Below are 12158 nucleotides of genomic sequence, written 5' to 3'. Positions count from 1 at the left end.
CCGCAGGAGCCCCTGGATGGACATGGCGTCGTCGGCCGACCCCGCGCCTTCCGACCCCGCCGAACTCCTCGCGGCGGCCGATGCGCTGCGCGACCGGCAGGACTGGTCGGAGGCGGCACAGGCCTATGCCGCCTATCTGCGGCTGCGCGGCGGCCACTGGCAGATCTGGGTGCAATACGGCCATTGCCTGAAGGAAAGCGGCGATCCCAAGGCCGCCCTGCTGCTCTACCGGGAAGCCGAGCGACTGCAACCGGGGGATGCGGATACGCATCTCCAGATCGGCCATGCGCTGAAGCTGCTGGGGCGGCATGAGGAGGCCTTCCAGGAATATGCCCGGGCGTTGACGCTCGACCCCGGCAATGCCGCGGCGCGGGTGGAACTGATGGCGGAGGGGGCCGGGGCATCGGAGCCCCCTGCCTCCAGCGAGGCGCCTGTTCCGCCCGGCCCCGTCACGGCAGCGGCTTCACCGGCGGCCGAGGCACCGGCGCCCGCCGCGCCGCCTGCCATGCCCGGCCCGGCGGCCAGCCTGGCCCTGGCCTTCGACGCCTCCGACCTGCTGGCCTATTTCCAGGGCGACCGGGCGCCCACCGGCATCCAGCGCGTGCAGATGAACATCATCGAGCAGGCGCTGGACCGCCCCGGCGGCGAGGACATGGCCGCGATCGTCGCCTTCGACGCGGCGGGCGGCACCTGGAAGCCGATCCCGGCCGTGCTGTTCCGCCGCCTGGTCGCTCTCTCCCGCAGCGGCGCCGAGGTGGCGGACCCCGCCTGGGCGGAGGCGGTCGCGGCGGCCCAGGAGGCGCTTCGGCAGGGGCCGGCCATGGAATTCGCCACCGGCGGCGTGCTGGTCAATCTCGGCACCTCCTGGTGGATCCCGGACTACCTGCGCCGGGTGCGGGAGGCCAAGGCCAGCCGCGGCCTGCGCTACGTGCCGCTGATCTACGACTGCATCCCGCTGGTGGTGCCGGAGCATTGCGCCGCCGGGCTGGTGGATGAATTCGCCTGCTGGTTCGCCAGCGTCTGCCTGCATGCCGATGCCATGCTGGCGATCTCCGACTGCACCCGCGACGACGTGCTGCGGCTGCAGCGCCGCCTGCTGCCCGATCTCGCCCTGCCGGTCGGCGTGCTGCCGCTGGACGCGGCGCCGCTGCTGCCGCCGGGCCTCCCCGGCACCGCCCTGCCGCCCCGCGCCCGCCCCTATGTGCTCTTCGTGGCGACGATCGAGAGCCGCAAGAACCACCTGCTGGTCTTCAATGCCTGGCTCAGCCTGATCCGCCGGCATGGCGCCGAGGCGGTGCCGGACCTGGTCTGCGTCGGCAAGCGCGGCTGGCTGGCCGAGGCGGCGCTGGCGCTGCACGCCAATTCCCCGGGATTGCGGGAGCGGGTGGCGCTGCTGCATGGCGTGCCCGATACGGAACTGGACGGGCTGTATCGCCACTGTCTCTGCACCGTCTTCAACAGCTTCTACGAGGGCTGGGGCCTGCCGGTCACGGAAAGCCTCAGCCATGGCAAGGTGCCTGTCGTGGCAGACAACTCCTCGCTGCGCCAGGCCGGCGGCGAGGCGGCGGTCTATTTCACGCCGCAGAGCGAGCCGGAGCTGGTGGCACGGCTGGAGGCGATGATCTTCGATCGTGCCTTCCGGGCCGGGCGGGAGGCACGGCTGCCGCGGGCGGCACGGCTGCGAAGCTGGGCGGAAGTGGCGGACCAGCTTCGCAGCGAGGTGGCGGCGTTGCTGCCGGCGGAGTCCCCGCCGCCACTGTCGCGCATCACCCTGCATCCCGGCACCGCCTACGAAACCCGGTTGCTGCCCGGGCCGGAGCCGCGGCTGGAGGCGGCGATCGCCGATGCGGTGCGGGAGGGCCCGGCCTGGGGCCGGCTGAAGCCCTGGGGCGTCCGCACCCTGCAAGGCCGCGCCCTGCTGCGTCTGCCCCTGGCCGAGCGCGGCGCCCTCCGCATCACGCTGGAGATGCAGGGCCAGCCCGGCGGCGGCCGCTTCGGCCTGCGGGCCGGGCGGTATGGGGCGCTGGAAGGGCCGTTCCGCTGGATCGAGGCCAGCGACCATGAACGGCTCTTCTGCGTGTTGCAGGTGCTGGATGGGGCGGGCGACCTCGCGGTGGAGATCGAGACGCCGGCCGGCACGCGGCTGGAGGATGGAAGGCTGGTCGGCCCCAACCTGCTCGGCTTCATGCTCTGCCGCGCCGACGACCTCGCCGCGCGGCTGGATTATCTGGAGCGCCGGGCCCTGGTGCGGATGGTCGCGGCGTAATAGCCGGAGTGGAGACTTGTCCGGCCCCCGGGTGCCGGTGCATCTGCTGCCGCGACCAAGGACGGGCGGAGCGGGACGGATGATCGACAGGCGACGACTGGCATGCAGCGCAGGTGCGGCCATGGCCGGACTCACGCTGGCAGGCAGGATGCGGGGCGCCAGGGCCGCCGGCGACGTTTTCGGCGCATTGCCGGCAACCCTCGCGCGGATCGAGGCGGCCAGCGGCGGCCGCCTCGGCGTCGCCGTGCTCGATACCCTGACGGATACCCGGTCGGGCCACCGGACCGACGAGCGCTTCCCGATGTGCAGCACCTTCAAGCTGCTGGCCGCCGGCGCCGTGCTGGCGCGCGCCGATGCGGGAAGGGAGCGCCTCGACCGGCGCATCCGGTTCGGGCGCGGCGACCTGGTGGTCTATTCACCCGTCACGCAGGAGCGCGTCGGCGGAGATGGGATGTCGCTCGCGGAGCTCTGCGCGGCGGCCATGACGCTGAGCGACAACACCGCGGGCAACCTGCTCCTCGCCAGCATGGGCGGTCCCGCGGGGCTGACCGCCTATCTGCGCTCGCTCGGCGATACGGTGACGCGGCTCGACCGCATCGAGCCCGAGCTGAACGAGGCGATCCCGGACGACCCGCGCGACACCACGACGCCGGCGGCCATGTTGGCGAACCTCCAGGCGCTCGCCCTGGGACCCGCCCTGTCCGCTGGATCGCGAGAGCAGTTGGTCGGATGGCTGCTCGGCAACCGGACCGGCGACACCCGCCTCCGGGCTGGCCTGCCGGATGGCTGGCGCACCGGCGACAAGACCGGCTCGGGGGGAGAGGGGCACGGCGAACGACGTCGGCATCCTCTGGCCGCCAGGGCGCGCACCAGTTCTCGTCGCCGCCTATCTCACCGGAACGCCTGCCACCGCGGAACAGCGCAATGCGACGATTGCCGCGGTCGGCCAGGCCGTGGCGGCCGCAATCGCCGGCTAGGACCATGCGCGGGGACCGAGTCCCGCGCACCCCGGGACCGGCAAGCCGCTCCGGCCTACAGGAAGATCCGCGTCGCCACCGCGATCTGGTAGATCACCGCCAGCAGGTCGCTGCCGATCTGGAAGGCCTTGGGGTCGAGATAGGGCAGCACGATCAGCTCGTCTCCCGGCCGCAGGGTCTCGCCGGGGTCGAGCACCAACTCGCCGCTGGCGCGGCGGATCATCAGCGAGCTCGACCTGCCGCGCGGGGTATAGCCGCCGGCGGCGCGCACGTATTCCTCAAGCCGCGTCTCCGGCCGCCAGACCACGGCGCGCGGCGCCACCACCTCGCCCGCCACCAGCACGGTGGAGGAGCGTTCGGGGATGACGATCACATCGCCATCCTCGATCCGCACCGGGGCGCAGCGCCCGTTGCGGTCGGCCACCACGACGCGGCCCTCTGGCTGGGTCCGCCGCGCCCGCTGGATGTAGGAGGAAACGAGCTGCGCCTCGCTGGCGCGGATGGCGGCGACGCCGGTGGTCGGGCTCACCGCCATGAAAAGCTGCCGCTCCAGCCGGTCCAGCGCCTCGTCGATGGCGCGGCGCTGCTGCTGCGCCACCGAGGGCCTGAGCAGGAAGACCGAGGCGGTATCGGCCAGCGCCGGGTCCACCGCCACATGGTCGAGCACCTGGCAGAGCTGCGCGTCGCGGTCGGCGACCAGCACCGAGGGGCCGATCCGGCTGCCCTCCACGCTGACCCGCACGGTGCGGGCGGGGCTGTCGGTGATGAAGGTGACGGTGTCCTGGTCGCCCAGCGTCAGCCCGCCCAATTCGGCCAGCGAGGCATAGCGCGAATAGGGCTGGCCGCCGCGCGTGCCCTTGACGATGGCATTGGTGGCGGAGGGCAGGGGGCGGGCATAGTCGATCAGCTCCCGCCCGGTCATCACCCGGCCCGGCACCTCGAAGAGGTAGTTGTTGCGCACCGCGCCATCGGCGCCGACCACGGCGCGCTGCCGCGCCACCACCAGGGTGTCGCCCTCCTGCAGCCGCAGCGGCGGCAGGCGCCCCTCCAGCAGGAAGCGGTAGAGATCGATATTGGCCACCGTGCGGCCGCCACGCTGCACCGTGATCTCCCGGTAGGAGCCGCGGCCGGGATCGACGCCACCGGCCCGCACCAGGAAGTCGATCACACTGTCCGCGGCGCTGCCGCCGAAGCGGCCGGGGGTGCGGACGAAGCCGGTGACGAAGACGCCGATGCGCTGGGTGGAGAGCAGCACGGCATAGACCTGCACCTGGTTGGTATAGACCTTGCGCACCTCGCTCTCGACCACCCGCTGGATGTCGCCGGCGCGGGTGCCGGCGACACGCAGCGGCCCGATATTCGGCAGGAAGAGCATGCCGGCGGGATCGACGACACCCACCCCCTCCGCCTCCACCGCGCCCCAGACCCTGACCGAGACGCGGTCGCCGGGGGTGATGACGTAATTCCGGGTTGGGCGCGTCGCTGACCGCCGTGGCTTCCCGGGTGAAGAGGCTGGCGCCGAAGACCGCCGTCGGGCCCTCGGCGCGGCTGCCATCGCCGAGCGGGCCCATGGCCACCGGCCCACCCTCGGCCTGCGTCACCTGGCCGGGCCGGGAGACCGCGAGGTCCGGCGCGACCAGGCTGGGCAGGCCCTGCACCGAGCGGCCGGCGGGCGAGAAGGGGAGGTTGGGCGAGCCGGGGGCGAGGCCGCCCGCCTGGACCTGCTGCAGCTGCTGCGCCTGCAACTGCTGGAGTGCCTGCATCGGCGTCTGCGCCAGGGCGGGGAGGGCGGCCAGCAACGCCGCCCCGGTCAGCGCCGCAAGGGGGCCAAGATCACGCCGCATGTTCACGCATCCCCGCAAGCAGAAGCCATGCCAGGCCATAGGCCACCGACAGGCACAGGAAGATATAGGCCACCGTCAGCACCGCCTTCGGGTAGCGGGCATATTCGGCGAGGTTCGGCTCCACCACGCGCAGCAGGAAGATCTGCTGCCGCTGCGCGTCCACCCGCGCCCGTTCCAGCGAGGCGGTGGCGGAACCGAGCTGGGTGCGGGCCAATTCCCGCTCCATCGAGAGCCGCTCGTATTCGCCGATCTGCTGCGAATTGCCGGCATCGGCGGTGCTCATGCGCTGGCGTTCCTCCAGGACCTGGGCATTCAGCCCCTCGATCCGGTTGCGCAGTTGCAGGATGCGCGGATTGTCGGCGCGGGCGAAGCGCTGCGCCTCGCCCATCTCGGCCCGCGCCTGGGCCAGCGCGCCCTCCAGCCGGCCAAGGTTCTCGAGCGCCACGCCGGCGGAGCGGGCGGGGTCCACGGCGCGCTCGCGCTCGCGGAAGAGGGTCATCTCGGCCTGGGTGGCGGTGAGCCGCGCCTCGGCCCGCGCCACTTCCTCGCGCGCGACGCGGAGCCCATCCTCCTGCAGCCGCTGGTTCAGGCGGTTCACCATGTCTTCCGAGAGGCGCAGCAATTCCAGCACCAGGGCGCGGGAATCCTCGGCCCGGAAGCTGCGGGCGCGGAGCGTGGTGATGCCGCTGGTGGTGTCGTATTCGGTGGCGACCATGCGCCGGAAGTAGTCGAGCAGCCGCTCGGCGCTCGGCGCCGCCCACCACAGCCGGGCCACCGGGTCGGCCTCCGGCCGGCGGAAGATCTCCACCAGGGCGAGGCGGGCGCGCAGCGCGGCGACGGCGTCATGGGATTGCAGGTAGTCCCGCACCCCCATCGCATCCTCCTGCGCCGGGCGGAAGCCGGCGGTCTGCAGCATCTCGCCGAGGCCGCTGCTGGGCGCCGCCTGGCGGCCGCGGATCAGGAAGCGCGCTTCCGAATCATATTGCGGCGCGGCCAGGGCGAAGAAATACAGCGCCGCCAGCAGGGTCGGCAGCAGCACCAGCAGCTTGAAGGGATGCCGCCGCGCCCGCCGGCGCAGCCGCGCGAGCACCCCGCCGGGCGTCGCCACCGGGCCGGACCAGCGCCCGCCGGGGACGGCGCCCTCGAAGCCGGGCGCGCCCTCAGGCAGCGCGATAGGCGGCGATTGCTTCGTCCAGATCTTCATATCGGGTGAGCCTGCCATCGGAGAGAAGGGCGGCGGAGGTGCAGAAGGCGCGCACCGTTTCCGGGATATGCGAGACCAGCAGCAGCGTGCTGCGCTCCCGCCGCTCGGCCAGCGCCTGCCGGCAGCGCTCGCCGAAGCGGGTGTCGCCGACGGCGATCACCTCGTCCACCAGGTAGCAGTCGAATTCCACGGCCAGCGACAGGGCAAAGCCCAGCCGCATCATCATGCCGGAGGAATAGGTGCGCACCGGCATCCGGTAGTATTCGCCGAGCTCGGCGAAGGATTCCACGTATTCCACCGTCTCGGCCAGCGGCTTGCCGTAGATCCGGGCGATGAAGCGGGCATTGTCGGCGCCGGTGATGCTGTAATGCATGGCGCCGGCGAAGCCGAGCGGCCAGGAGACGCTCATTCCCCGTTCCACATGGCCGCGATTGGGGTGCTCCACCCCGGCGATGAGCCGCAGCAGCGTGGTCTTGCCGGCGCCGTTGCGGCCGAGGATGCCCACCTTCTCGCCACGGTGGAAGGTGCAGTCCACGCCAGCCAGCACCTCGCGCTCGCCGAAATGGGTCCTGTAGCTCTTGTGGATGCCGTGGAGCCGGATCATCGCTCACACCACCAGGTCCCGCCGGGCGCGGCGCAGCCCGGCCATGCCGAGCAGGTTGAGGCAGGCGACCCAGCCGGCCACATAGGCCATGTCGTAATGCGTCGGCACCTGGGCGCCGTACTGGCCGGCGCGCACCATCTCGAAGAGATGCACGGTGGGGATCCAGAGCGCCGCGCGCTGCAATTCGGTCGGCAGCCAGAACACCATGAAGAAGGCGCCGGTGACCGGCAGCGCCAGGTAGGTGACGAGGTGCACCATGCGCTCGAAGAGTTCGGTATAGACGCTGCCCACCGCGATCAGCAGCGCCAGCCCATGCGCCAGGCCGAGCATCAGCCCCATGCCGAGCACCAGCAGCGCCGGGTCGCGCGGCCATTCCTCCGTGACGACGCCAAACAGCAGCAGGAAGGCCACCATGGCGCCGAAGGTCGCCGCGCCTTCCAGCAGGTTGCGGGCGATGATGATGTCGGGCAGCGTGACCTGGCGATGATAGAGCAGCGACTGGTTGGCGACGATGGCGCTGGGCGCCCGGTTCACCACCCCCCGCAACAGGTAGTAGGGGATATAGCCGATCACCCAGAAGGTCACGACATCCAGCCCGCCCGGCAGACCATGGCCGATCAGGTGATGGATCAGCCCGATCGAGCCGCCGAGCAGCGCCGGTTCCAGGAAGAGCCAGAGATAGCCGAGGTTGTCGCGGCCGAAGCGGGTGCCGAGCTCGCGCAGGGTCAGCGCGCCGATGACCCGAAGCTGCACCTGCATCCCGCGGACCGTCCGGCCGCGCGCTGCCCCGCCCGGGGCCGCGGCACCAGCCGGGGGGGACGCCACCCGTCACGGGCGCCGCGACCCGCCGCGGAGCAGCGGGCGCGCCGTCACCCAGGTGCCATCCTGCTGGCAGACCAGGCTGGAGCGCTCATCGAGCCCGCTGCCGATCAGCACCTCCCGGCATTCGCGGCCGCTGGCGGCGTTGTAGGCGCGGAGCAGCCGCAGCCGGGCGCTGCGGCCACCCTCCAGCACGACCTGGGCTTCCGCGCCGGGCGCGGCGGTGGCGGCGAAGGCGGCCACCGGGTCCGCCGGGATGGCCAGCGCCACCGGCCTCGCCGGGCCGGCGCCGGCCGGCTGGGTCTCGGCCGCGCCGAATCGGGGCATGGCCGGCATGGCGGAACAGCCGGCCAGGAGCGTTGCGGCCAGCATGAGCGCCGCCCCCGGCAACCGTCGCGGTTCCCCCACCGGCACGAGGCCAGGCCGCCCCAAGGCGCGGTATCGGTCATTCATGAAAAGCAGGCCCCCTGTGCTCCCTCTAGCAAAAAGCGAGGCCGCGGCAACCAACTTTACGATGGCAGGCGAAGCTTTCCCCGCCTATAGCTCAGTAACCCTGACCAATTTCTTTCGCTACGCGGAGGGCAAGTGCGTCTGCCGCCACTTTCCGGCATGGCGTCCGGTTCACCGCTGGCCGTGCCTGCCATGCTGTGGCGGGCCATTCCGCATCTTCAGGGCTTCTTCCCGGACCATCTGCTGGTGGCGCCCGGCACCGCCGGCGCGGTGCAACTGGTGCCGGAGGGGCATCCCGGCGCCGCCCCGCCGGCCACGGCCCTGCATGTCACGGAATCCCCCCTGGCGGGCACCCGCCTTCGGCCAGCACCGCGCACCGGTCGCCCTGGTTGTGGCGCCGGGGCCGGAGCCGCTGGCATTGAGTTTGCGGCAGGCGAAGGCAGCGCCGGATACGGCGGTGCATTCGGTGATGGCGCAATTGCGGGAGGCCCGGGTCGGCGGCACGCCCGGCCTGCCGGACCCCGGCCCGGCCGGGCTCGGCCTGCCGCGCGGCGAGGCCGTGCTGGTGATCGATCCCTGCGCGCCAAGCCAGGCCACCGCCGCCCGCGCCCTGCTGGAAGCCGCCCGTGCCACCGCCGCCGGAAGGCCGCTGCTGCTGGCGGCGAGCCCCGCCGCGCCGCCTGGCGCCCGCCCGGTGCTGCCGGAGGCGGGCGCCCGCCGCCTGCCAGGAAGGCTGGCACCCTGGACCCTGCTCGACCTCGCCCATGCGCTGCATGCGCTGGAGGATGAGCTGGGGCTGCTTGGCCTCGCCGCCGGCCTGCCGGTGCGGGGCCCCGCCTGGGCGGAGCAGCCGGCCGAGGCGGTCTTCTCCGCGCTGATCGCCGCGACCCGCTGCGCCGATCCCTTCCGCGCCCGGCCCTGGAGCCTGGAACAGGCGATCCGCCAGCTTGCCGACTGGCGGGTGGCGGAGGCGGCGAACCGCCGCATCATCGCCTGCACCGGCATGGAGTGGTTCAAGCACCGCCGCATCCGCGCGGCGCTGGCCAGCACCGCGGGCCCGCCCCGCATCCTGGCGCGCGGCTCCGCGGCGATCCGGGCGGCGCAGCGGGCAGGGGGGGGCGGTGGCGGTCTGGGCCTCGGTGATGCCGCCCGGCCTGCCGGCGCGGGCCGCCGCGGCGGGCGTGCCCCTCGTGCGGATGGAGGATGGCTTCATCCGCTCCGCCGGGCTCGGCGTGCTGCTGGCGCCGGCGGCCTCATTGGTCATGGATGGGCGCGGCATCCATTACGACCCCTCGGTGGAGAGCGACCTCGAACACCTGCTGGCCGGCACGGAATTCAGCCCGGCGCTGCTGGCCCGGGCGGCGCGGCTGCGCCAGGCGCTGGTCGCCGGCGCCGTCACCAAATACAATCTGGCCGGCGCCGCCCCGCCCCTTGCGCCGCCGCCCGGCCGCCGGGTGATCCTGGTGCCGGGCCAGGTGGAGGACGATGCGGCCATGCGCCAGGGCGGCGCCCGCATCCGCAGCAACCTCGACTTGCTGCGGGCGGTGCGGCGGGAGAACCCCGATGCCTTCCTCCTCTACAAGCCGCATCCCGATGTGGAGGCCGGCATGCGCGCCGGTGCCGTGCCCGCCGCCGCGGCCGCCGCCCTGGCCGACCAGGTGCTGGCCCGGGTGCCGATCGGCCCGCTCTATGCCATGGTGCAGGAGGTGCATTGCATCGCCTCCCTCACCGGCTTCGAGGCGCTGCTGCGTGGGTTGCGCGTCGTGACCCATGGCCGCCCCTTCTATACCGGCTGGGGCCTGACGACGGACCGCGACCCGCCGCCGCGCCGTGGCCGCCGCCTGGAACTCGATGCGCTGGTGGCTGGCGCGCTGATCCTCCACCCCCGCTACATCGACCCGGTGACCGGCCTGCCCTGCCCGCCGGAGGTGCTGCTGGACCGGCTGGCCGCGCCCGGCCCGGCCCGGCAGCCGCGCACGCCGGCGGCGCTGCGGGCGCTGATCGGCGGCGCCTCCCGCTTCCTCGCCGGTTGGTGGGCGGCGCGGTGAGGGCATTGGGGCATGTCGTCATCAGCGGTGCCTCCCGGGGCCTGGGCGCGGCGCTGGCGCGGCGGCTGGCGGCGCCGGGCGTGACGCTCGGCCTGGTGGCGCGCGGTGCGGCGGGGCTCGGCGCGGTGGCGGCGGAATGCGAGGCGCGTGGCGCCACGGTGCGGCTGGCGGCGCTGGATGTGCGGGACGGTGCGGCGCTGGCGGCGCTACTGCGGGACTGGGACGCGGCGCTGCCGGTGGACTGCATCATCGCCAATGCCGGGATTTCCGGCGGCACCAGGCCGGATGGCGCGGCGGAGGGCGGGGAGGCGGCGGCGGCGCAGGTTGCGGTGAACCTGCTCGGCGCGGTGCATCTGATCGAGCCGCTACTGCCCTCCATGCTGGCGCGCGGCCGCGGGCAGGTGGCGCTGGTCGGCTCGGTGGCGGGCTTCCGCGGCCTGCCGGACAGCCCGGCCTATTGCGCGGGCAAGGCCGGGCTCTGGGCCTATGGCGAGGCGCTGCGCGCGGCGCATGGCCCGGCGGGGATCGCGGTGACGGTGGTGGCGCCGGGGTTTTTTTCGTCGGCGATGGGCGCGCGCTATCTCGGCGCGAAGCCCTTCGAGATCAGCGCCGAGGCGGCGGCGGCGCGGCTGCACCGCGCGCTGCTGCGGCGGCAGGGGCGGCTGGTCTTTCCCTGGCCGCTGGGGGTGCTGCTGCGCGGGCTTGCGTTGCTGCCGGCGCCGCTCGGCGACGCGCTGCTGCGGCGGGCGCGGTTCCGCATTGCGCCGGAGGGGCCAAAGAGCGCGATCGCCTCAAGCTGAAACAGCGCGATGCCGGCGGCCCTGTTGCGTGACCGCTCTCGACCCAAAGCAGGCCTCGCAGCAGCGGGGCAGGTCATCCTTGCCACCCTATCGGGCATCCAGTGCGGTCAGCGCCATTTCGATGCGCCTCCGTTCAGCCACGCCAAGGGGCAGAATTGGCCGGGGGGGTTGTGCTTCGGTCAGCCCCAGCAGGTTCGCTGCCGCGTAGACCACCCGGAGGCTCCCGTGCTGCTTGAACAGATTCCAGAGCGGCTCGAAGGCCGCGTTGAGCCGCTGCACCTCTGCCACGTCGCCCGCTTGGGCGGCGCGCATAAGGGCGAGGGAGGGCTGCGGCAGGAGGCCGCCGATTACGCTGTACCAAGCCACACCGCCCGCAAGCACGGCCTCCGCTGAGTACCAGTCGCCGCTAAATCCGACGGCGAAATCGGCGGGCAGGAGCGCGCGAAGGGCGTCGACTTTCGCCTTCGCCTCGGTCGGCGCGGGGCCAGGGTTCTTCACGGCGACAATGCCGGGCACCTTGGCGAGGCGCGCCACGAGCTCGTCGCTGAACGTGAAGTGCGTCGTACTCGGGTTGTTGTAGATGCAGAGCGGCAGACCGGACGCCCCTGCCACGGCCGCGAAGTGCTGGAACACCTCCTCGTCGGTGAGCGGCGTGTAGGAGACAGGTGCCAGCAGCAGCCCGTCCGCCCCTGCCGCCTGGGCATCCCGCGCGAGATCCTGGGCATCGTCCGTGCGGAGGGCACCGACGCCTACGATGAGCGGCACGCGGCCGCCGACGCACTCGGCCGCCGCCTCGATGGCCCTCCGCCGCTCCGCCCGCGTCAAATAGGCGTAGGTGCCGGTGCTGCCGAGCAGCCCGACCGAATCCACCCCCGCCTCCTCCAGCCGCCGGAGCAGCGCGGCGAGGGCGTCGGTGTCCACACGTCCCCCCCTCGTCGGCGGGGGTGATGGGGAACGCTGAAAGTCCGTGGAAAATTGACATATCAAACCCGCCTAGGGACGAAAGGCTCCAGCTTTACCGGCCTCCTGCTGCCCCCTCCAGGTCCACTTTCGCCTCTATTACGCTGACCACCTTCGAAGCTTGAGCACGATCAGCCTTAGCCAGCTTGCTGGCCGGACAAACGGTTGGCAGTTGGCGCATCCGGG

Annotated in this window: 9 protein-coding genes and 1 pseudogene; 4 read left to right on the top strand and 6 right to left on the bottom strand. The window is 72.8% G+C overall.

Translation table 11 applies throughout. The annotated features are described in order from the left end of the window. The first annotated feature begins 16 nt into the window (after positions 1-16). Together KSF81_RS31185 and bla are read left to right on the top strand one after the other, a co-directional pair. Positions 17-2266 (top strand): glycosyltransferase family 1 protein, encoded by a 2250-nt coding sequence (locus tag KSF81_RS31185; protein WP_217380873.1) that lies wholly within the window; start codon positions 17-19, stop codon positions 2264-2266. A gap of 148 nt (positions 2267-2414) precedes the next feature. Beyond that, a pseudogene (gene bla / locus KSF81_RS22600) lies at positions 2415-3243 on the top strand (class A beta-lactamase). A 55-nt stretch (positions 3244-3298) separates the two neighbouring features. On the opposite strand, the gene KSF81_RS22595 reads toward bla, so the two are convergent. The 5 genes from KSF81_RS22595 to KSF81_RS22575 all read right to left on the bottom strand — a co-directional run bounded on the left by KSF81_RS22595 (position 3299) and on the right by KSF81_RS22575 (position 8167). Further along, positions 3299-4798, bottom strand: coding sequence for a polysaccharide biosynthesis/export family protein (locus KSF81_RS22595; protein ID WP_254453698.1), 1500 nt, complete (start codon positions 4796-4798; stop codon positions 3299-3301). A gap of 278 nt (positions 4799-5076) precedes the next feature. After that, a complete protein-coding gene (locus KSF81_RS22590; RefSeq protein ID WP_254453697.1) occupies positions 5077-6291 on the bottom strand; it encodes a capsule biosynthesis protein in 1215 nt (404 codons plus the stop codon). Then, positions 6248-6895, bottom strand: coding sequence for an ABC transporter ATP-binding protein (locus KSF81_RS22585; protein WP_217380872.1), 648 nt, complete (start codon positions 6893-6895; stop codon positions 6248-6250). Before KSF81_RS22585 ends, KSF81_RS22590 begins: the two co-directional genes overlap by 44 nt. 3 nt (positions 6896-6898) lie before the next feature. Continuing rightward, positions 6899-7654, bottom strand: coding sequence for an ABC transporter permease (locus tag KSF81_RS22580; protein WP_217380871.1), 756 nt, complete (start codon positions 7652-7654; stop codon positions 6899-6901). 69 nt (positions 7655-7723) lie between these two features. Further along, a complete protein-coding gene (locus KSF81_RS22575; RefSeq protein ID WP_217380870.1) occupies positions 7724-8167 on the bottom strand; it encodes a DVU3141 family protein in 444 nt (147 codons plus the stop codon). 1118 nt (positions 8168-9285) lie between these two features. On the opposite strand from KSF81_RS22575, the gene KSF81_RS22570 reads away from it, so the two are divergent. Next, the gene (locus KSF81_RS22570; protein WP_217380869.1) at positions 9286-10212 is read left to right on the top strand and encodes a hypothetical protein; all 927 of its coding nucleotides are present in this window, start codon (positions 9286-9288) and stop codon (positions 10210-10212) included. Next, on the top strand, positions 10209-11012 hold the full coding sequence (locus tag KSF81_RS22565) for an SDR family oxidoreductase (RefSeq protein ID WP_217380868.1): 804 nt from the start codon (positions 10209-10211) through the stop codon (positions 11010-11012). The genes KSF81_RS22570 and KSF81_RS22565 overlap by 4 nt, the downstream gene beginning before the upstream one ends. An 87-nt stretch (positions 11013-11099) precedes the next feature. Here KSF81_RS22565 and KSF81_RS22560 read toward each other — a convergent pair whose 3' ends face one another. Beyond that, positions 11100-11933, bottom strand: coding sequence for a dihydrodipicolinate synthase family protein (locus KSF81_RS22560; protein WP_309139651.1), 834 nt, complete (start codon positions 11931-11933; stop codon positions 11100-11102). Positions 11934-12158 lie beyond the last annotated feature (225 nt).

Origin of the sequence: Siccirubricoccus sp. G192 (assembly GCF_019084075.1) — a bacterium.
GTDB lineage: Bacteria > Pseudomonadota > Alphaproteobacteria > Acetobacterales > Acetobacteraceae > G192.
The sequence above is the reverse complement of the archived record's forward strand: the minus strand, read 5'-3'. Positions and strand labels throughout refer to the sequence as shown.

Bases quoted from the DNA above. Each gene is read 5' to 3' on its own strand.
- KSF81_RS22585 (WP_217380872.1), bottom strand. From the start codon at position 6,895: ATGATCCGGCTCCACGGCATCCACAAGAGCTACAGGACCCATTTCGGC.
- KSF81_RS22575 (WP_217380870.1), bottom strand. From the start codon at position 8,167: ATGAATGACCGATACCGCGCCTTGGGGCGGCCTGGCCTCGTGCCGGTG.
- KSF81_RS22580 (WP_217380871.1), bottom strand. From the start codon at position 7,654: ATGCAGGTGCAGCTTCGGGTCATCGGCGCGCTGACCCTGCGCGAGCTC.
- KSF81_RS22590 (WP_254453697.1), bottom strand. From the start codon at position 6,291: ATGAAGATCTGGACGAAGCAATCGCCGCCTATCGCGCTGCCTGAGGGC.
- KSF81_RS31185 (WP_217380873.1), top strand. From the start codon at position 17: ATGGACATGGCGTCGTCGGCCGACCCCGCGCCTTCCGACCCCGCCGAA.
- KSF81_RS22595 (WP_254453698.1), bottom strand. From the start codon at position 4,798: ATGGCAGCCGCGCCGAGGGCCCGACGGCGGTCTTCGGCGCCAGCCTCT.